This window comes from Agarivorans sp. QJM3NY_30 (genome assembly GCF_050870855.2).
In the GTDB taxonomy this organism is placed as follows: domain Bacteria; phylum Pseudomonadota; class Gammaproteobacteria; order Enterobacterales; family Celerinatantimonadaceae; genus Agarivorans.
This window is the reverse complement of the sequence record NZ_CP194038.2, coordinates 3,263,371-3,282,882: the sequence shown is the minus strand read 5'-3', so window position 1 is coordinate 3,282,882 and position 19,512 is coordinate 3,263,371. Positions and strand designations below refer to the sequence as shown.

The 19,512-nt window shown below is 45.0% G+C and carries 19 protein-coding genes and 1 pseudogene; 10 read left to right on the top strand and 10 right to left on the bottom strand.

The features are described 5' to 3' along the window. Window positions 1-66 precede the first annotated feature (66 nt). The 3 genes from mmsB to chvE form a co-directional block, all read right to left on the bottom strand. Window positions 67-1,272, bottom strand: coding sequence for a multiple monosaccharide ABC transporter permease (mmsB, locus tag ACRRSX_RS14920; RefSeq protein WP_432452415.1), 1,206 nt, complete (start codon window positions 1,270-1,272; stop codon window positions 67-69). A 1-nt stretch (window position 1,273) separates the two neighbouring features. Continuing rightward, window positions 1,274-2,806 (bottom strand): multiple monosaccharide ABC transporter ATP-binding protein, encoded by a 1,533-nt coding sequence (mmsA, locus tag ACRRSX_RS14915; protein ID WP_432452416.1) that lies wholly within the window; start codon window positions 2,804-2,806, stop codon window positions 1,274-1,276. A gap of 74 nt (window positions 2,807-2,880) precedes the next feature. Beyond that, window positions 2,881-3,939 (bottom strand): multiple monosaccharide ABC transporter substrate-binding protein, encoded by a 1,059-nt coding sequence (gene chvE / locus ACRRSX_RS14910; RefSeq protein ID WP_432452417.1) that lies wholly within the window; start codon window positions 3,937-3,939, stop codon window positions 2,881-2,883. A gap of 397 nt (window positions 3,940-4,336) precedes the next feature. Between chvE and ACRRSX_RS14905 the strand changes: the two genes are divergently transcribed. The 8 genes from ACRRSX_RS14905 (at window position 4,337) to ACRRSX_RS14870 (ending at window position 11,617) form a co-directional block, all read left to right on the top strand. After that, window positions 4,337-6,010, top strand: a complete 1,674-nt coding sequence (locus ACRRSX_RS14905; protein ID WP_432452418.1) for a ribulokinase — start codon at window positions 4,337-4,339, stop codon at window positions 6,008-6,010. Beyond that, window positions 6,010-6,735 (top strand): L-ribulose-5-phosphate 4-epimerase, encoded by a 726-nt coding sequence (locus ACRRSX_RS14900; RefSeq protein WP_432452419.1) that lies wholly within the window; start codon window positions 6,010-6,012, stop codon window positions 6,733-6,735. The genes ACRRSX_RS14905 and ACRRSX_RS14900 overlap by 1 nt, the downstream gene beginning before the upstream one ends. Before the next feature lie 16 nt (window positions 6,736-6,751). After that, entirely contained in the window at window positions 6,752-8,251 is a 1,500-nt protein-coding gene (araA, locus tag ACRRSX_RS14895) for an L-arabinose isomerase (RefSeq protein WP_432452420.1), read from the top strand. 81 nt (window positions 8,252-8,332) lie between these two features. Further along, window positions 8,333-9,220 (top strand): arabinose operon transcriptional regulator AraC, encoded by an 888-nt coding sequence (gene araC / locus ACRRSX_RS14890; RefSeq protein WP_432452421.1) that lies wholly within the window; start codon window positions 8,333-8,335, stop codon window positions 9,218-9,220. Between the two features lie 350 nt (window positions 9,221-9,570). Beyond that, entirely contained in the window at window positions 9,571-9,987 is a 417-nt protein-coding gene (locus tag ACRRSX_RS14885) for a lysozyme inhibitor LprI family protein (RefSeq protein WP_432452422.1), read from the top strand. Between the two features lie 132 nt (window positions 9,988-10,119). Then, on the top strand, window positions 10,120-10,485 hold the full coding sequence (locus ACRRSX_RS14880) for a cupin domain-containing protein (protein WP_432452423.1): 366 nt from the start codon (window positions 10,120-10,122) through the stop codon (window positions 10,483-10,485). An 83-nt stretch (window positions 10,486-10,568) separates the two neighbouring features. After that, window positions 10,569-11,072: a YgjV family protein gene (locus tag ACRRSX_RS14875; RefSeq protein WP_432452424.1), complete on the top strand. Its 504-nt coding sequence runs from the start codon at window positions 10,569-10,571 to the stop codon at window positions 11,070-11,072. Between the two features lie 86 nt (window positions 11,073-11,158). Further along, window positions 11,159-11,617, top strand: a complete 459-nt coding sequence (locus ACRRSX_RS14870; RefSeq protein WP_432452425.1) for an N-acetyltransferase — start codon at window positions 11,159-11,161, stop codon at window positions 11,615-11,617. Between the two features lie 84 nt (window positions 11,618-11,701). Here the strand turns inward: ACRRSX_RS14870 and ACRRSX_RS14865 are convergent, their stop codons facing one another. After that, window positions 11,702-11,950, bottom strand: a complete 249-nt coding sequence (locus tag ACRRSX_RS14865; protein WP_432452426.1) for a phage integrase N-terminal SAM-like domain-containing protein — start codon at window positions 11,948-11,950, stop codon at window positions 11,702-11,704. Window positions 11,951-12,226: 276 nt separating this feature from the next. On the opposite strand from ACRRSX_RS14865, the gene ACRRSX_RS14860 reads away from it, so the two are divergent. Then, window positions 12,227-12,811, top strand: a complete 585-nt coding sequence (locus tag ACRRSX_RS14860; RefSeq protein ID WP_432452427.1) for a class I SAM-dependent DNA methyltransferase — start codon at window positions 12,227-12,229, stop codon at window positions 12,809-12,811. Window positions 12,812-12,839: 28 nt separating this feature from the next. Here the strand turns inward: ACRRSX_RS14860 and ACRRSX_RS14855 are convergent, their stop codons facing one another. The 3 genes from ACRRSX_RS14855 to ACRRSX_RS14845 all read right to left on the bottom strand — a co-directional run bounded on the left by ACRRSX_RS14855 (window position 12,840) and on the right by ACRRSX_RS14845 (window position 16,172). Beyond that, window positions 12,840-13,790, bottom strand: a complete 951-nt coding sequence (locus ACRRSX_RS14855) for an IS110 family transposase (protein WP_432452353.1) — start codon at window positions 13,788-13,790, stop codon at window positions 12,840-12,842. Window positions 13,791-14,247: 457 nt separating this feature from the next. Further along, complete coding sequence (locus ACRRSX_RS14850) at window positions 14,248-15,288, bottom strand: IS91 family transposase (protein WP_432452428.1); 1,041 nt, start codon at window positions 15,286-15,288, stop codon at window positions 14,248-14,250. 2 nt (window positions 15,289-15,290) lie between these two features. Then, complete coding sequence (locus ACRRSX_RS14845) at window positions 15,291-16,172, bottom strand: site-specific integrase (protein WP_432452429.1); 882 nt, start codon at window positions 16,170-16,172, stop codon at window positions 15,291-15,293. Window positions 16,173-17,058: 886 nt separating this feature from the next. On the opposite strand from ACRRSX_RS14845, the pseudogene ACRRSX_RS14840 reads away from it, so the two are divergent. Further along, window positions 17,059-17,891, top strand: a pseudogene (locus ACRRSX_RS14840) (transposase). A gap of 289 nt (window positions 17,892-18,180) precedes the next feature. Here the strand turns inward: ACRRSX_RS14840 and tatC are convergent. Genes tatC through tatA form a run of 3 tightly spaced genes read right to left on the bottom strand, consistent with a single transcriptional unit; the run spans window position 18,181 to window position 19,447 of the window. After that, window positions 18,181-18,924, bottom strand: coding sequence for a twin-arginine translocase subunit TatC (gene tatC / locus ACRRSX_RS14835; protein WP_432452430.1), 744 nt, complete (start codon window positions 18,922-18,924; stop codon window positions 18,181-18,183). Beyond that, window positions 18,921-19,229, bottom strand: coding sequence for a Sec-independent protein translocase protein TatB (gene tatB, locus ACRRSX_RS14830; RefSeq protein WP_432452431.1), 309 nt, complete (start codon window positions 19,227-19,229; stop codon window positions 18,921-18,923). Before tatB ends, tatC begins: the two co-directional genes overlap by 4 nt. A 2-nt stretch (window positions 19,230-19,231) precedes the next feature. Next, window positions 19,232-19,447 (bottom strand): twin-arginine translocase TatA/TatE family subunit, encoded by a 216-nt coding sequence (gene tatA, locus ACRRSX_RS14825; RefSeq protein WP_432452432.1) that lies wholly within the window; start codon window positions 19,445-19,447, stop codon window positions 19,232-19,234. Between the last annotated feature and the right edge of the window lie 65 nt (window positions 19,448-19,512).

Genomic DNA, 19,512 nt, shown 5'->3' with positions numbered 1-19,512 from the left:
AAGAGATTAAGTCGGGACTTAATCTCTTTTTTATAGGCTTAAGTCCTTCGGCTTAAGCATTCAAATTTATGCACTGCGTTTTTTGCTGTAAACATCGAAAATAACCGCAGCCAGTAATACCAAACCTTTAATGACTTGTTGCCAGTCGATGCCAACGCCCATGATTGACATACCGTTATTCATCACGCCCATGATGAATGCACCAATCACCGCACCCATGATTTTACCAACGCCGCCATGTACCGAGGCGCCACCAATAAATACCGCCGCAATCACATCCAGTTCGAAAGATAAACCCGCTTTTGGTGTCGCCGTATTAAGTCGAGCCGCAAATACCAAACCTGCCAGCGCAGCTAACATTCCCATATTGGCAAAAGTTAAGAAGGTGATTTTTTTGGTATTAATTCCTGACATCAAGGCCGCTTTTTCGTTACCACCAATGGCATAGATGCGTCGTCCGATAGTGGTGTTATTGGTAATAAATACATACAGTGAAATGAGCAGGGCCATTACCATTAAAATATTGGGAATACCTTTATAGGTAGACAATAAATAGACCAAGTAGAGTAGCGCCGCGGAGATGAAACCAATTCTGAGTAAAAATATATTGGTGGGTTCTTCGCTGGGCATCAACTGCTGTTGTTTGAGGCGACTGCGTAAGTTAAAGCCGATAAAAGCTGAGACTAAAATAATTCCTAAGATGAAAGAAGTGAGGTTAAATTTGTGCATATCAAAGATATCGCCAATGAACCCCGAACTTAAAGCCTGAAATTCACTAGGGAATGGCCCTACCGATTGCCCTTGTAGCAGCGCAATGGTTAAACCTTTAAAGACTAACATGCCCGCTAGAGTCACAATAAACGCTGGGATCTTATGATAAGCGATCCAGTAGCCCTGCATTGCTCCAATCACGAAACCTGCGGCTAAACAAATGATTACCGTAACAAACCAGTTAAAGTCAAAGTTAACCATTAACACCGCAGCCAGCGCGCCGACAAAGCCACAGACAGAACCGACCGATAAGTCGATATGACCTGCAACAATCACCAGTAACATGCCTAAGGCCATAATAATGATATAGGAGTTTTGTAAAAATAAGTTGGTAAGGTTAACCGGTTTGAGTAGGGTGCCTTCGGTAATAATCTGAAAGAATCCCATAATCACAATCAGGGCTAATAAAATGCCATATTCTCTCAGATGACGAGTGACAGCGCCAAATCCACTCACCGAGTTGTCGCTATCTTTAGCATTGTTTACAACTTTGGTACTCATTTCATTCTCTCCCCGATTGAATGATCAATTGCATAATTTTTTCCTGAGATGCCTGTTCGGCAGTGAGTTCACCCACGAACTCCCCTTCATTCATCACGTAGATGTGGTCACACATGCCTAATAGCTCTGGCATTTCAGAAGAGATGATGACGATGCCTTTTCCTTGCTCTGCGAGGTGATTAATCAGTGTGTATATTTCATATTTTGCGCCCACATCGATGCCCCGAGTGGGTTCATCGAGGATTAGGACTTCTGGATCGGCAAACAACCATTTGGCAAGCACAACTTTTTGCTGATTACCACCCGATAAGTTATCGGTATGCTGGCTGAGTGATGAGCAGCGAATGTTCATCTTATTCTTGTAGTCATTGCCAAGCATGGTTTCTTGCGCGTTATTAATGACCGTATGATTTGAGATAGCCGACAAATTTGCCAAAGGAATATTGTGCAAAATGCTGTCGATTAACACCAGACCATAGTCCTTCCGGTCTTCGGTCACGTAGGCTAAACCTGCTTCAATGGCTTTTTCTATGGTATTGAGCTTGACTGGTTTGCCATGTAATTTTAATTCGCCCGATATTTTTTGCCCATAAGAGTGACCAAAAATACTGCGGGCTAATTCGGTTCGACCAGCTCCCATTAGTCCAGCGATACCAACCACCTGTCCGCGTTTTACCGCAAAATCAATGTTATGAATGATTCGCCGTTCACTGTGTAGTGGGTGATAAACTTCCCAGTTATTCACGCTGAGAATTTCTTCACTAATGGTGGCTTTACGGTGTGGATAACGGTCTTGTAATTCGCGGCCAACCATATCGCGAATAATGTCATCTTCACTGATCTGCTGGGTGCGACAATCCATGGTGCTCACCGCTCCGCCATCGCGGATCACCGTAATTTTGTCGGCGACTTTGGCCACTTCATTCAATTTGTGGGAAATCAGGATTGAAGCAATGCCTTGGCGTTTAAACTCTAACAGTAATTCGAGCAGGGCATCACTATCGGTTTCGTTTAAGCTGGCGGTTGGCTCGTCTAAGATAAGTACTTCCACGTCTTTGGAAAGTGCCTTGGCAATTTCAACCAATTGTTGTTTGCCCACGCCTAAATTCTGAATTTTTGTCTGCGGATTTTCATTGCCTAAGCCAACTTTGGCCAAGACTTTTTGGGTTTTAAGGAAGGTTTGTGGCCAATCGATGACACCTTTGTCTTCGATTTCGTTCCCTAAAAATACATTTTCGGCAATCGATAACATCGGAACCAAGGCGAGCTCTTGGTGAATGATGATGATGCCTTTGTGTTCACTATCTGAAATGGTATTAAATTGTTGTTTTTGGCCCCGATAAACAATCTCACCATCAAAACTACTATGTGGATATACGCCACTGAGAACTTTCATCAACGTGGATTTACCCGCGCCATTTTCGCCCACTAGTGCGTGAATTTCAGCATTGTCTAAACTGAGGCTGACGTTGTTTAGCGCTTTTACACCAGGGAAGGTTTTGGTGATATTGCGCATTTCTAAAATGGTATTCATAGTTCCCTCAGAAAAATCAAGGATCGAATAAGCGAGACCTTTTGATCCATGGATCAAAAGGTCTCAAATCGACACTACAGCTGGTCTTTACTGTAGTAGCCACTACCAATAAGTATTTCTTCCCAGTTTGATTTATCTACTGGAACTGGTTTGAGTAGGAAGGAAGGGACAACTTTATAGCCATTGTCATAGGTTTTAGTGTCGTTGATTTGTGGCTCGGAGCCACTTAACAACGCTTCAACCATGCCAACTGTAACCTTGGCAAGTTCACGGGTATCTTTGAAAATAGTAGAGCCCTGCTCGTTGGCAATAATTGATTTAATTGACTGCAGTTCAGCGTCTTGTCCGGTGACATAAGGCATTTTTAAGTCGCCACTACCGTAACCAACCCCTTTCAATGAAGATAAGATCCCAATACTGATGCCATCGTAGGGAGACAACACAGCATCAATAGGTTCGTCGGTGTAGTAGGCACTGAGTAGGTTATCCATCCGTGCTTGTGCGGTTGCACCATCCCAACGTAAGGTTGACACTTTTTCCATGCCAGTTTGACCACTACGGATCACTAACTTACCGCTATCAAGGTAAGGTTGTAGTACAGAGATTGCGCCGTTATAGAAGAAGTAGGCATTGTTATCATCGGGGGAACCGCCAAATAACTCAATATTAAAAGGTCCAGCGCCGTTCGCGAGATCGAGCGCTTTTTCGATGGTTTGTGCTTGTAATACGCCGACTTGGAAGTTATCAAAGGTGGCGTAGTAACTCACGTGAGGTGAGCCTTTAATGAGGCGATCGTAAGCTACCACTGGAATATCACTTTCTGCGGCTTGTTCTAGTACCTTCGATAGGGTTGTCCCATCGATAGAGGCAATCACCAGCGCGTCGACACCACGTACTACCATGTTTTCTATTTGCGCCAATTGATTAGGAATATCATCACCGGCATATTGCAATACAACTCTATATCCACTTTTTTCAAATAATGCTTTCATATTATTACCATCACCGATCCAACGGGCCGATGATTTGGTTGGCATCGCAATACCAACGGTTTTCTTTGCGCTAGCGATTGATGGCGCAAGCGCCAACAGGCTCACCATTGCTGCACTTATGAGGGTTTTATAAAGCTTCATTTTTTCGCTCCGTGTAAAATATTTAGCTAATCTTTCACCAAGTTAAGGGTCGAGCTAATTGCGTCTCTCGTTTAACTGGGACAAGTATTCATCATCTTTTAAAAATAAGTCGCTAACAAAACGACAAGTTTGGCATGACAGCGTTCTTATCCATATATTTAGCTGTTATTGACATGTTGCCAGTATGTGAATTGACAAATTTGTACATATTTGCCGTGAAAAAACGTGATTTTTGCTATAAGAAAGGCTTTTCATAGCGATTCTCAATATTTTGACCCATGATTGATAATTTTCTAAGTAACGATAATATCCATGACAATAGCGTTATCGTTTATGGCAGGTTTACCAAGCAACGACCACTATATTGATAATGTAGCAATTATCAGGAGAGTGGCGGGTGGATAAGCAGCGTTATGTGATCGGGCTCGATTTTGGATCAGATTCAGTACGGGCTCTAATTATTGGAACCGACGATGGTCAAGAAGTCGGTACCAGTGTTAGTGAATACCCTCGATGGATGAAAGGTTTATATTCCAAGGCCGAAGTTTCTCAATTTAGACATCATCCTCAGGACTATATCGATGCGATGAGCGCCGCCATTATGCAGGCGCTGGACGGCTGTAGTGCAGACGTTCGAGGTAATATTGTTGGGATTGGTGTTGATAGCACCGGCTCAACTCCCGCACCGATTGATGCGCAGGGGAGAGTATTAGCATTACTCGATGAACATAAAGATAACCCCAATGCAATGTTCATTCTATGGAAAGACCATACCAGTGTAACGAAAGCTGAGTTAATTAATCAGCTTGCTCATGGTGGAGAATTTGAAGATTACACCCGTTATGTGGGAGGTGTTTATTCCAGCGAATGGTTTTGGGCGAAGGCCGCTTGGGTTGCAGAGCAGGATCCCGAACTGGCGAAATCAATTTACGCATGGGTGGAACTTGCCGATTGGGTTCCCGCGCTACTGGCCGATAATTTGGCGCCAGATAGTATCAAAAGGGGGATCTGTGCTGGAGGGCACAAAGCCCTTTGGCATGAGTCTTGGGGCGGCTTGCCTGATCAACAGTTTTTAAGTGCTATTTCTCCGAGCTTAGATGGGATGCGTGAACGCATGTATCAACAGGTGTTCACCGCCGATCAAGTGGCGGGTTATTTGAGCGAACAGTGGGCCGATAAACTCGGTTTACCGGCAGGTATTGCGGTAGCCGTTGGTGAATTTGACTGTCACATGGGCGCGGTCGGGGCTGGCGCGGGCGCTCATGACTTAGTGAAAGTGATGGGGACTTCAACCTGCGATATTTTGATGGTCGATCCGGCCGAGCTGGGCGAGCGTACTATTGAAGGGATCTGTGGTCAGGTATTAGGCAGCGCGATGCCAGAGTTGGTGGCCTTAGAAGCCGGTCAATCGGCTTTTGGTGATTTATATGCCTGGTATAAGCGAGTGCTATTGTGGCCGCTGCAGCAAATTGCCGGCCAAAGTTCCGAAGCGGCGGCAGCCCTCAAACAGCTTGAACAAAGTTTAATTCCGTTGCTTAGCGAACATTGTCAGGCACAAAGCTTAGCCGATCCGGTCGCAATGGATTGGCATAACGGTCGTCGGACACCCTTCGCTAATCAGCGCCTCACGGGCACGGTGGCTGGGCTGAACTTGGGCTCTAGTGCGCCAATGATCTTTAATAGCTTGGTCGAAGCGACGGCGCACGGTGCCAAGGCGATCATGGACTGTTTTGTGAATCAACAAGTGGAAGTGAAGCGGGTGATTGCGATTGGTGGTATTGCCAAAAAATCGCCTTTAGTCATGCAAACTTGTGCGGATGTGATGAATTGCGAGCTGTTGGTCATGGACAGCGAACAATGTTGCGCTCTTGGAGCTGGTATTTTTGCGGCGGTGGCTGCTGGACTATATGCCAATACCGCGAGTGCTCAGCAAGCAATGGCTAGTGCGGTTCATTTAACCTATCAACCTAATCCTGAGCGGGTAGCTTTCTATCAACAGCGACATCTGCAATATCGTCAGCTTGGTGAGAGTGTCGAAAACTTGGTCGCTCAGCAAGGGGAGAAAAATTGATGGCTGATCGAGATAATACCGCGGTGACGCTGGCCCAGCTTCGGGAGCAGGTGTATTTAGCCAATATGGCGCTGCAAACGCACAAGTTGGTGACTTTTACTTGGGGAAATGTTTCCGGTATCGACCGTCAGCGCGGTTTAGTGGTGATTAAGCCCAGTGGCGTGGCCTATGAACAGCTGAGCCCCGAGAATATGGCGGTGGTCAATTTGGCTGGTGAAGTCGTAGAAGGAGAGCTTCGACCTTCCTCTGATACCGCCACTCATCTGGCTCTGTATCAGCAATACCCAGAGATCGCAGGCATCGTACATACCCATTCCCCCTTTGCTTGTGCCTGGGCACAAGCGGGTTTAGCTATCCCTGCACTTGGAACCACTCATGCTGACTATTTCTATGGCGATATCCCATGTACTCGGCCACTCACTCAGTCTGAGATTGACGTCGATTATGAAGCCAATACCGGTTTAGTGATTATCGAAACGCTGGCCGATACTCCGCCACTTGCTATGCCCGGTATCGTGGTGAGCGAACATGGTCCGTTTAGTTGGGGAACCAGTCCCGAGAATGCTGTACATAACGCAGTGGTTTTAGAAGAAGTAGCAAAAATGGCGCTGTACACCCGTCAACTGAATCCGCAGGTCGGCTCACTTAATCAGGGGCTGCTTGATAAACACTATTTACGTAAGCACGGTAAAAATGCCTATTACGGTCAAAAAGGTTCGCGTTAATTAAGGAAATTTTTATATGACTAATTCAACTCTATCACTGTGGTTTGTAACTGGTTCGCAACACTTGTATGGGCCTAAAGTGCTCGAAGAAGTGGCCAATGACAGCAATCAGCTTGTTCAGGGTTTAAATGACAGCGGAGAGATTTCGCTGAATATTGTAGACCAAGGGGTGGTCACCGATGCCGCAGAAATCAGTCGACTGATGCGTCGCGCGAATAGCGATGAAAGCTGTGCTGGGATCATGTTATGGATGCATACTTTTTCTCCCGCCAAGATGTGGATAGCTGGTTTAGGTCAGCTCAATAAGCCGATGCTGCATTTACATACCCAATTTAATGCGAATCTGCCTTGGCAAAGTATTGATATGAACTTTATGAATACTAACCAAAGCGCTCACGGCGGCCGAGAGTTTGGCTTTGTTGTGACCAGAATGAATGTTCCACGTAAAGTGGTGGTTGGGCATTGGCAAGAACCTCGGGTATTGGAAGAAGTCGATCAATGGGCCCGTGCAACTCGTGGTGTGTATGAATCCGAAAGCCTAAAAGTGGCGCGCTTTGGTGACAATATGCGTCAGGTGGCGGTGACGGATGGAAATAAGGTGTCGGCACAAATTAAATTTGGCTACGAAGTCAATGCCTATGGGGTCGGTGACCTTAAAGTTTATGTCGACAAGGTGTCAGACGATGATTGTGCCAGCCTCATCGATGAATATTGTGCTTCATACGTAGTGGATCAAGCTTTATTGAGTGATCCAGAAAGTTACCAGTTACTGGTGAACGAAGCCCGTTTAGAAATTGGTATGGAGCGTTTCCTAAGCGACCATGGTTGTATGGCCTTCACCAACTGCTTTGAAGATCTGCATGGTTTGACTAACTTGCCAGGCCTCGCTACCCAACGTTTGATGGCCAAAGGTTATGGTTATGGCGGTGAAGGTGATTGGAAAACCGCAGCTTTGGTTCGCATTGTGAAGGCAATGACTGAAGGTGAAGCGGGTGGTACCTCCTTTATGGAAGATTATACCTACGACTTCGGTGCGGTTGATCAGGTGCTCGGGGCGCATATGTTAGAGGTTTGTCCAAGTATTAGTGAAAATAAACCCGAACTAATTATTGCTCGCCATACCATTGGCTGTAAGTGTGATATTCCGCGGCTTAAATTCTCGGCGAAGGCTGGACCAGCAATTAACTTGTCGTTAATTGATTTAGGGGATCGCTTCCGTTTAATCGCTAATGCGGTGGATACGGTTGATTTGCCCGAAGACATGCCCAACTTACCGGTTGCGCATGCGCTATGGCAGCCACAACCAAATTTACCGGTTGCCGCTGCGAGTTGGATCCATGCGGGTGGGGCTCACCACTCGGTATATACTCAAGCCCTGAGCATGGAAACGGTGATCGATTATGCACAAGTGCATGATATTGAACTGATTATTATTGACAACTCGACCGATGTCCGTTCCTTACAAATGGAGTTACGCCATAACAATCTGCATTATCGTTTGAACTCTTTGGGTTAATCACCCGCGAACAAGGGTTGCTAAGCAACCCTTGTTCATATCTGCGATCCAACAAACACAAACTACTGAGAATCTAATGCTATGATTTCGACAATTGTTTCAAATAAAACCTATTTAAAGCATATGCAAAACGATCCTCTTAAGCCGGGTTATAATTTTGATGCGCATTTAGTCGCTGGTTTAACCCCAATTACAAAAGGTGAAGATTTAGATTTTTGTATCGATCGTCCTCAAGGGATGAAGGGATTTATCATCAACTATACCTGCGAAGGGCAAGGTTCAGTTTTTCAAGGGGATAAGCAATTTGATGTAAGTGCTGGCGATCTGTTGTTATTCCCACCGGGAGTACCCCATTATTATCGTCGACAGGCTGACAGTGATACTTGGAAACATCGCTGGGTCTATTTTCGTCCGCGTGCTTTTTGGCAAGACTGGCTACAGTGGGCACAAATCAAAAATGGTGTTTATTTCTCACCCAAGCCGGGAGTGGAACAGCAAGTTGAACTAGAACATCTATTTCAAGATGTGGAACGTCATTCGAAAACTGGCGATCCCTTCGATGTAGAGTTGTCCTTGAATTTATTAGAGCAGTTGTTACTGCGCTGTAAACAGATGCAACCGGATGTACGTAGCAAGGCTTTAGATCCACGTATCGAAACCGCCATTAATTTTATGACTCGCAATTTAACGCGAGACTTTCAATACCAAGAGATCGCTGAAACAGTCTGTTTATCGAGCTCTCGTCTGGGTCACTTATTCCGTGATGAACTGGGCATGACCATTACTCAATGGCGAGACGATCAACGAATTAGCCGTGCCAAGCAGTTGTTGATCACCAATAACGTGAGTATTAGCCGGATTAGCTTACAGGTGGGTTATAACGATCCTCTGTATTTTTCTCGAGTGTTTAAAAAACTAAATGGGATCAGCCCCAAAGGTTATCGTAAGCAATTTAGCTTGATTTATTAAAGGCTGAGCTCAGTGATGTATGCGAGAGAATGATGAATCATGATGCATCAACGCGCGACTTGCCTTGTATGACCGGGCGTATTATTTACCTCTTTATCCCGACCATTTAAATTAGAAGTGTTTCAATCTCTCGTGCCTGAATTGCCGAAGGTTTCTGATGAATTCGGCATCTTCAGCATCCCTCGCGCTATCGGGTTCAGTGACGTAGCGCTGCCTTAAAGGGCGCTGCGAAAATAAACGCTTGATGGCCCATCAATAACTGATTAAAGCTTCAGCCATCCATCAAAGGTGAGTGTTTAAATCGACTTACTGTTAAACTAATTTTTAATTCGAAATTGGTGAAAAGGAAGATGATGAATCGCTATTGGTGTTTGCTTGGCTTATGTTTTGTGTTTTTAGTTTCCGCAACAGAACAAACCATAGATTGTGAAAAAGCCTATTCGACGCTCGACATTAATTACTGTGCTGGAATCGAATTAGATTTGGCCGAACAGCAAATGCAACGCTATCTTGCGACCAGTTTAAAGCACAATGAGGATGATCCTGAATTGCTTGACGCGATTAAATTGGCGCAGCAAGATTGGCGGAAATACTATAAATCGCACTGTGATTCTGTGTATACCCAGTGGCGGGAGGGATCGATTCGAGGCGTGATGGCACTGTCTTGTAAAACCAAGCTGACCAAACTGCGGACGCATCAGCTATGGGAAAATTTCTTAACTTATATGGATAGCACGCCTCCGGTTTTGCCCGAACCCAAACGGTAATGATTGAAGGTGCTTTCTAGCCAAGCTTTCCATGACATTTTAATGATTTAAGCGATGATGTATTTTGGCCATGTTTGCTCAGATATGCTGCTTATTATCTGTTTTTATTTCCAATAAAACTGAAGGAATGAAATGAGTAAGATTACGATTAGTCATAAATTTGAATTGTTTAGCGAAGAGTGGACGCCTAAGGTGATTGCTCAATCTAACGGACAACTCGTTAAAATTGCGAAAGGTAGTGGCGAACTGGTGTGGCATCAACATCAACACGAGGATGAGCTATTTATGGTTTTTAAAGGCCATCTCACGATTCAGTTGAGAGATAAGGATATTGAGCTCGGTGTAGGGGAGATGTTTGTTGTACCAAAAGGTGTGGAGCATTGCCCTCGTGCAGAGCCAGACACTCATTTCATGATGATAGAGCCTGCCAGTACCGCGCATACCGGGGCCTTAGAAAGCGATATGACAGTGGCATATGCAGATCAAGAATGGATCTAGTCGCAAAGCTTTAATCCGGTCGGTTTCGCCTGAATAAGCTCCCAGTTATTTACACTATAATGATCAATATGTAATAGGCCCTTATGTCGTTATTTCTAATCTCTCAATTATTCGTTGCCGTCGCTATTTGCTTCGACTTTATGTCGTTTCAGTTTCGGGAGAGAGCAAAAATAGTGACATGCTTGTTTTGTGCTGGGATTTTAATCTCTTTGCATTTTGCGCTGCTGGGTCAGTGGACGGCCACCAGTCTCATGGGGATAGCTACGATCCGATACTTCGTGAGTATTTTTTCAAGCTCGGCTAAGCTTAAATATCTATTTTGTTTCACTTCTGTATTGGCGACGGTGCTGACTTATGCTGGTGTCGCTAGTATGCTGAGTTGCTTAGGCTCGGTCTTTCAAACGGTCGCCGCGTTCAACAGCAATGACCAAAGATTAAGGCAGTTGATGATCGTTGGCACCTGTTTTTGGCTGGCCCATAATTATCTGGTCGGTTCACCAACTGCAGTATTAATGGAAGTGCTATTCATCACCAGCAACTTAATCGGCTATTACCGCCATTACTATAGAAATACTAGTGTGGCATAACAATTACAAAACATTGCGTGGGAAACTGTTGTTTAGTTTTAAGTTTGCTAAAAGCCATCTCTCGTTTTGACCGATTGGAGTAGTTTATGATCCGATCTTTCCAAGTTGATGATATGGACTCAATTCTCAATATTTGGCTTGATGCTTCGCGCATCGCCCATGATTTTGTTGAATCTTCCTTTTGGCACGCTCAACTTGCAACTATGCGGGATGTTTATTTACCGAATTCGGAAGTTTATGTTTACCAGCAGCAATCAAGCGTTGGTGGTTTTTACGCACTGCATGGCAATACGCTGGCAGCTCTCTTTGTAAAGCCATCGTTGCAAGGTCAAGGGATTGGTAAGGCGCTGATCGGTGATGCGAAACGCAAGCGTCATGAGTTGATGTTGACTGTTTATAAAAATAATCATCCCGCTTGTCAGTTTTATTTGCAGCAAGGATTTTCGTTTGTTCAAGAGCAGACGGATATACATACTGGCCACAGAGAATGGTTAATGAATTGCTCGCCGCTTAAAACTGTCTCGGAAATGATTCCCAAGCGATAACCAAACGAACGGAGAGGCGTTTTTAAGTACCAATGAATATTCATCGGAGATAACAACAGTCTTGCGCTGTATAACATTGAATGTTTATCGGCGCATCATGAATGCATTAAACGTGATGTTTCGAGCCGCCGGAGCGACTTGCCTATCGACCGCTAGATGAGTTAGAAATCGTTCAATATCAGCAGCTCCGAGCTTTGCTGGGTGCTGCTTGTGATAAAAATACAAAAAACGTTTTATCCAATGCCAATAGGTTTGCTCGGTGCGAATACTGTAATGGTGCTGATAAATTGTATTTCTAAATCGCAGCTGGAGTCGCAATGGTGTGTTTGACATGATGCGCACTTTTTGGCTGTATGTGCACAGTATTTGTGGTTTCGTTTGCGTCATTTGTCAAAGTAATCAATGATAGAAATGGATCGACGATTGATTGATTCCGAGTAAAAAACTAAGGTAGACAATGGGTTAATATCAAATCATAAAGTGATGCGCGAACGTGATGAAGATCATATTTTTTGTGATAGGACGCGCGCTCATTGAATGGGATAGACCGCACGTGCGGCCTACTTAGCGTTAGGCATTTAGGTAAACTATGAGTTTTTGGAGAGTATTTTGAGTAATGAGTGGGACGAGTATGCTGAGAACTGGGATGTTGATCCAACAGTTGAAGAGTATGCTAAAAATGCATTTTCAGAACTTTCAGATAACATCAATATTAATGGTTTAACCGTCCTTGATTTTGGCTGTGGTACAGGTGCATTAACTCAGCTAATGAGTCCAACCGCTAAAAGTATTGTTGCGATAGATCCATCTTCAGAAATGATAAAGCATTTGGATAAAAAGTCGCTGAACAATGTGTCGTCTATATCTGATTATTTATCAAAAGAGTTAGTTCAAAACCTTCCTGAGTTAGAAAACAAATTTGATCTAATAGTGGCGTCCTCTGTTTGCGGTTTTCTACCTGACTATGAAGCAACTTTGAGTTTATTAAAATCCCTAATAAAAGAAGGTGGATTTTTTGTACAATGGGATTGGCTTTCTAATGATGACTCATCGGGTATGGGGTTGTCAGAGAAAAGGGTTAAACAAGCATTTATAGCAAATGGCTTTGTAAATACTAGAGTTAATAGTCCTTTTATAATGAGTAGCTCCAAAGGTAACATGCCTGTTTTAATGGCTATTGGCAAAAATGCCTAACAAACGACTATGGTGTCAATAAGTTAGATTAAATTATTTTTGCATCCCATAAGGCGCCATCTCGTAGCATTGAGTTTAGGATGGTTACCATCTTTCTTACGCATGCAATGATGGCTACTTTTTTAGGTTTCCCTTCAGCTAAAAGCCTCTGATATGTGCTCTTAAAAATGGGGTTACATTGGATGGCTGACATCATGGCCATGTATAAAACGGTTCTTACTTGAGCTCGTCCCCCTTGAATTTTTCTGAGCCCTTTATAGCGGCCACTTTCTCGGTTCATTGGGGCCACTCCGACGAGAGATGAGGCTTGTTTATTGGTTATTAACCCTAACTCTGGAAGGTTACTAATGATAGACGCCGCTGCAATTTTCCCTATTCCTGGCATGCTTTGTAATATCTCATTCTTGGCTTGATACTCAGGGTTACTTTCAATTAGCTTGATAATCTTGCTTTCAATTTTCTCTATCTGATTTTTAAACGCAGTTAAAATAGGTTTAATCGTCAGAATGAGTTGCGAGGGCATAATTTTCATGCGATTTTTTTCCATTGTTTGCATCGAAAGAAGCTGGTTTCTTCGGATGACTAAATCTGCCATGAGTCGCATAGAATCTGGCTTTAGTGTCGTTAAATTGGGCTTTATAGCTTCGGCGTAGTGCGCGATAAGTTTTGCGTCAAGTTTGTCTGTTTTAGCCCTCTGCCCGATAGCGCCTGCAAAACGTCTTACATGAACAGGGTTGGCTATTACATACGGTAGTTTGGCATTGTGACAAGCTATAATAAAAGGCATTTCTAATCGACCTGTAGCTTCAATCACGACTCGTAATGGCGTGTGTTTTTGAATGATTTTTATGGCTTGCTTGATACCTTTATCATCGTTGGAGACAGTGAAGAAAATGTCGAGGGGTCTAATATAAACATCAAGTTGTTCTTTACCTGTATCGACACCGACGTTAATACATTTATTTGTTACTGTATTCATAATAAGCTGACTCTATATTGCGTAATACGGGTTCTAGACCCTGTAGACTATTCGAGTGTGGTGCTTGGAGTTCCACTTAATGCTCACGTTTGTTATCGGCCTTTGAAAGGAGCCTTAAGAATATCGAGCTATTAAATAGAAGCTTAAGTTGCTGCTTAAGCCTGAGTCTCACTTTACTCATATTTCTTAATAATTATCCATACAATAAGAATAGGTGTCGCGTAGCCGCCACCTTATTCGGGTGTTGAACAAGCCCGATGCTCCCTTCTATAGTAAATAACGGTATTGATGTTGGCGGGGCCAAGGCCTTGTTACTTTTTACAAGGCGAGTTTGGCTAAGACTGGGTGAATGGCGTTAAGCCTTTACCTGTCATACATGGTGCTAAGCTGTTATTTTTTGTATGTATTCATCCTCATGTTAAGCCCTGCCATTCTCCTTATCCTGTTCGCCTTTCGGCTAGCTCGTTCGACTCACGCCTGTGCAGTGCATGGGGTGCTGGCAGCAAGGGCATGGCCGGGTCGCGCTGTGGTTGTCGGTTTGGAGCGCGGCGAGGTTCACGCGTTGCGGCACTCGCAGGAGTAACTGAATGCGCCGCAATATGTGTTTGGCGTTGCCCCGTAAAAAACCATAATCTCTCACCCGCTGTAATCCCTTGGGCAATACATGCGCCAAGATAAGCCTTAAGAACCTTAAGGTAGGTAAGGTGCGGATTTTGGTGGTGTGGCTTTGGCTATCTAGATACCTAAAACTCACTTGGTCGTTATTGGTACTGATGATGTCGTTATCGGATAAGATCCCGCGATACAAGTAGCGAGATAAGTACTGTAGCGCGGGCAGCCCAAAACCTACGTTGCGACAATCGACCACCCATTTGGTGGGGATATGCGGGGGCAACTTGATGTTTGGGTGTTGATTGAGCGCATCTAGCATTCTCCCTCGCCATACCTTGGCCAGCGCAAAGGCGTTAAACAAGTACTTCTTGTTGCAGTGATGCCACTGCTGCTTCGCACGGTGATAGCGCCCACCGGCCACCAATACATGTAAGTGGGGATGCAGGTTACGCTGGCGGCTATGGGTATGCAGTACGGCGGTAAACCCTAATTCCCCCTGGTTCTGGCGTTTGGCAAAGTCCTTTAACAGGCTTGATACCACCTTGAACATGATTTGGTATAAGGCTTTAGGCTGCACGCGGGCTAAAGCCCTTAGCTCATGAGGCAGGGTGAAGGTCACCATAAAGTAAGTCGTGGGTAGCAGCTTGTGTTGTTGGCGAGTTAACCAGCCAGTGGTGCAATGGTGTTGGCACTGCGGGCAATGCCTATGGCCGCAAGACAGCGTCAATTGGTCTTGATGCGGGCAATGTTCACACTGCCAAAGGCTGTGACCTTGTTGCTCAGTTTTACAACGCAGCATGGCATACATTGCCCGTTTAGCATCCGCCCTTAAAAGCGGTGCAAGCTCGGCCTCATGTTGGTGAAGTAAATCAATAAAGGTGCTCATGGTTACGGCCACATGAGTGTGAGAGAGTCAGTGAGTTTATTCACTGCCTTTACGGCATCTAGTTGCTTCACTTGGGTCAACTGGGTATAACGTGCAGTGGTATTTAAACTGGCGTGTCCCAGTAAGTGTTGCAAGGAGCGTAAATCCAAGCCTTGTTCAAGCAGATGGGTGGCATAACAATGGCGCAGCGAATGCGGGCTAATGGGTTTATGAATACCGCAATCGCGCAATACCCGCTTCAAGGCTTTTTGTACGCCGCCTTTATCCATAGGCACATCCACCTGTTTACCTTGGCGTGGAAACAGCAGACGAGCATGGCGATGGCTTTGCCAATGGTGACGTAAAACCTGAAGGGTGCGATGTGGCATGGGCACGAAGCGGTCTTTACCGCCTTTAGCATCCCGCACATGGATTTGCATGGCCTGACTATCAATATCATGAATACTTAAGTGTAAGCCCTCGCTCAATCGCAGCCCCATGGAATACAACACCAAGAAGAAGACTTGATAGCGCGGTTGCGACGTCATGCTTATCACTAAGCCGACTTGCGCAGGGCTTAAGATATCGGGTAAGCGCTTCACTTGAGGAGGCTTCACAATGTTTAGCCACTGCCATTGTTTCTCGAGGGTGTAGCGATAAAAAAATTGCAAGCCATTGCGGTCTAGCTTCACGGTGCTCCAAGAATGGCTGCGAATCAGTTGAGCAAAATAGGCCTTTAAATCAGCGGTGCTTAAGGTATCGGGGGAGCGGTCAAAGTGGGCAGAAATCCGACGTACCGCACGCGAGTACGCATCAATGGTGGCTGGTCGTTTCCCTTGTAAGGTTAAATTGGTAAGGTGTTGTTTATATAAAACATGATAACGATGTTGTTGGGTAGGGTTCATGCTGCATACTCCGGTTCATCACGACCGATTGGCCGTGTCACATTGAGTATGAGATATCAGGTGCTATGCACTCTGCCGCAGAGCGGCTTCGTTCAACAAGGGTTTTCAAGTCTGACAAATTACAGTTGGCTTTTTGTTCGTGCCTCACTTATTTTAGCCAACTGCAATTTGCCGCTTAAAACGGCGTTATGTGTCAGTAGCCTGAGAGAGAAATGGTATATTCAAAGACGAAATTGACTCTATTTTGGGTGGCTGGTGGGTTTGTTTCTTCGGTGCTTGGAGTAATTCCAGCAGTGATCTATTGGTCTTATGTCAATCAAGATTGGAAGCTTGATATAGTTGGTGAGATTATGGCAAGTTCAAGGAATTATTGATACACCCATTCTAATTTGCTAGTACTGAAAACATTCTTAACCGACTTCAAATGCCACTAGAAAGCTGGCTAACATCAAACACAGCATCAAACAAGACCCACTGTACTGGTCAACCCAAACTGGACACTTTTAGTTGAGAATTCTAAGGAATTATTGAGACACCCATTCTAATTTGCTAGTACTGAAAACATTCTTAACCGACTTCAAATGCCACTAGAAAACTGGCCAACATCAAACACAGCATCAAACAAGACACCCAGCATCAAACAGGACACCCACCCAACTAACAAAACGCTTGCAATAGTTTAAACTATCAATAGCCATTTATTTGGGGAATTATCATTATGTCTCGGCCAAGACGCTCGCAAGTAAGCTTATCGGATACACCTTACTATCATTGTGTTTCGCGTTGTGTTCGACGGGCGTTTTTGTGTGGCGAAGACTAGCAAATCGGCAAAAGCTAAGAGCACCGCCGCCAGTGGGTCGAAGATTATTTGCTTAAGCTCGCAGCGGTGTTTGCCATTGTTGTTTGTGTTATGCAGTCATGAGCAATCACAGCCATGTGGTGTTGCATATTGATAAGGCTCAAGCCGAAGCCGAAGCGTGGTTGATAGATAAGGTGCTAGAGCGCTGGCATCGTTTGCATAAAGGCACCTTACTGGCTCAGATGTCCCTTAATCCAGACTTACGCTCAAAGCTCGATGAAGTGCAACTGCAAGCCGTTCACACCATTGCAGAAGTCTATCGCGCTCGATTCTATGACTTGAGCTGGTTTATGCGCTATTTAAATGAACATATTGCTCGAGAAGTAAATAAGGAAGATAAATGTACGGGACGTTTTTGGGAAGGCCGCTTTAAATCCCAAGCGCTACTCGATGAAACAGCGCTTGCGGCTTGCATGGCTTATGTCGACTTAAATCCAATCCGCTCAAGTATCGCCGCAACGCCAGAAACCTCAGCCCACACCAGTATCAAATGGCGTATTCGGCAAGCCAAGCAAGGCCAATAGTCCAAAGTTCTGATGCCCTTTGCGGGTCACCCTAATGAAACCATGCCTAAAGGCCTACCCTTTGAACTACAAGATTACCTGCAATTGGTGGCGCTTACAGGTCGAGTCATCAGAAAAGATAAACGCGGTTATATTGATGATGCGCAAACGCCTATTCTGCAACGCTTACAAATTGATGAAGAAAGCTGGTTAGCTTTGAGTACGGGCTTAGAATATCACTTTGCTAGCGTAGTAGGGGCAGGGCAATCACTGCGACATTATAAGCGCCAGCATAATCACAACGGATTAAAGGGATGGGTGCAGCTAAACGCTGGTTTGATGTTGGCTATACATTGATAACCTCATATCATTCTCTCGGAGTCGGTATTTAAGCTTCTCCCTAATCACTGTAGCTATCCGCTTGCACATCGTGGATTTTTACCATAACAACATGAATTAAAACTGCTATTTTAATATCTGCTGTCTTTTGGTTCGTTTTGTTCACCGCTTGGCATGATTTGGAGCGGTGGTTTGTTTTTGGCGAAAGAAATTATAACTTCTTATCATGTCGCTCAAAAAATACTCACGAAAGAGCAACATGCCCTAGTGTTGACTTGAATGTCCCTTGCCGGCTGCGTTTAAGCGCTTATATGCTTAGTTTAGCCGTGTGCTCTGGCGTTGTGCTAATCCAGCAGCGGCTAGCCAGTATGCCTAGTTCAAATAACAAACACATCGGTATTGCGAGCAAGGTTTGCGAGATAATATCGGGTGGAGTGAGTAGCATGCCCAATACGAAGCTGGCTACCACCACATGTGGTCTTGCTTTAGTTAAGTCGCTGACTTCGCAGATCCTCAGTTTACAGAGCAGAAATACGAGGATGGGAATTTCAAAGGCCAGCCCAAAGGCCATGAACAGCGCCAGTACGAAGTCGAGGTAGCTACTGATGTCAGTCGCCATAGTAACGCCTTGCGGCGTAGTGGCGGTGAAGAAGCTAAAGGCTGCTGGCAGCACGACCATGTAGGCAAAGCTGATGCCTAGGTAAAATAACAAGGATCCCGATAGCAACATGGGGGCAAACAAGTTGCGCTCTTGTCGTTTTAAGCCTGGAGCAATAAATTGCCAAAGTTGATACAAGATCATCGGTACCGACAACGCGACGGCGCAGAACAAAGTGAGCTTGATGGGGGTAAAGAAAGGAGTCGCCACATCGGTGGCGATCATACTGGTGCCTGCTGGTAAGTAGCGCATTAAGGGGCTGGCGAGTAGCTGATAAATGTGGTTTGCAAAGTACACTAAACTCACAAAGCAGAATATTACCGATGCTAGCGCCAGCAATAGGCGCTTGCGTAGTTCTACCAGGTGTTGCACTAAGGCGCGGTTGAGACTCATGCCTGCTCCTTGATAGCAGTATTAGAAGATGGGGGGGCTTGATTTGGTTGGCTCTCGCTCGCTGGACTTTTTCGAGGCCGCACTTTGGGGCTGGCTAGCGGCTGTTGCGCTTGCTTTATCCCCTGATTCAGTTCTTCTAAACCCAATTCAGACTCTAGTGTTGCGCCCAGCTGACTCATCATCTGTTTGACGCGTCGCCAGCCTGAAAACACATTGCGCAGGGTGTCGGGTAGGCGCTGCGGGCCAATGATTACCAGGCTCACAACGGCAATAAGGCTAAGTTCCCAAAAGCCGATATCAAACACTTTTAGCTACCTTGCTGTTGTTTAAGCTCTGCGCTTTCTGCGGTGGTCTGCTTGGTTTGGCTAAGCAAATCTTGGTCTTTATCTTCAGCCATCGCTTGCTTAAAGCCTTTGATGGTGGAGCCTAGGTCGCCGCCTAGTCCGCGTAGGCGCTTGGTGCCAAATAGCAATACGACGATTACCGCGATGATGGCTAGCTGCCAAATACTAATTCCTGCCATGTTATTTCCTTAAGGTTTGAGTTGTTTAAAATAGGCAGGCCATAAGGCCTGCCTAGTGACGCTAA

Coding starts and splice junctions, on each gene's coding strand:
- ACRRSX_RS14865 (WP_432452426.1), bottom strand. CDS start 11,950: ATGTCAAACACACCATTGCGACTCCAGCTGCGATTTAGAAATACAATT.
- araC (WP_432452421.1), top strand. CDS start 8,333: ATGATTTCGACAATTGTTTCAAATAAAACCTATTTAAAGCATATGCAA.
- ACRRSX_RS14900 (WP_432452419.1), top strand. CDS start 6,010: ATGGCTGATCGAGATAATACCGCGGTGACGCTGGCCCAGCTTCGGGAG.
- ACRRSX_RS14880 (WP_432452423.1), top strand. CDS start 10,120: ATGAGTAAGATTACGATTAGTCATAAATTTGAATTGTTTAGCGAAGAG.
- tatA (WP_432452432.1), bottom strand. CDS start 19,447: ATGGCAGGAATTAGTATTTGGCAGCTAGCCATCATCGCGGTAATCGTC.
- chvE (WP_432452417.1), bottom strand. CDS start 3,939: ATGAAGCTTTATAAAACCCTCATAAGTGCAGCAATGGTGAGCCTGTTG.
- tatC (WP_432452430.1), bottom strand. CDS start 18,924: ATGAGTCTCAACCGCGCCTTAGTGCAACACCTGGTAGAACTACGCAAG.
- mmsA (WP_432452416.1), bottom strand. CDS start 2,806: ATGAATACCATTTTAGAAATGCGCAATATCACCAAAACCTTCCCTGGT.
- araA (WP_432452420.1), top strand. CDS start 6,752: ATGACTAATTCAACTCTATCACTGTGGTTTGTAACTGGTTCGCAACAC.
- ACRRSX_RS14885 (WP_432452422.1), top strand. CDS start 9,571: ATGATGAATCGCTATTGGTGTTTGCTTGGCTTATGTTTTGTGTTTTTA.
- ACRRSX_RS14850 (WP_432452428.1), bottom strand. CDS start 15,288: ATGAGCACCTTTATTGATTTACTTCACCAACATGAGGCCGAGCTTGCA.
- ACRRSX_RS14855 (WP_432452353.1), bottom strand. CDS start 13,790: ATGAATACAGTAACAAATAAATGTATTAACGTCGGTGTCGATACAGGT.
- mmsB (WP_432452415.1), bottom strand. CDS start 1,272: ATGAGTACCAAAGTTGTAAACAATGCTAAAGATAGCGACAACTCGGTG.
- ACRRSX_RS14845 (WP_432452429.1), bottom strand. CDS start 16,172: ATGAACCCTACCCAACAACATCGTTATCATGTTTTATATAAACAACAC.
- ACRRSX_RS14870 (WP_432452425.1), top strand. CDS start 11,159: ATGATCCGATCTTTCCAAGTTGATGATATGGACTCAATTCTCAATATT.
- ACRRSX_RS14875 (WP_432452424.1), top strand. CDS start 10,569: ATGTCGTTATTTCTAATCTCTCAATTATTCGTTGCCGTCGCTATTTGC.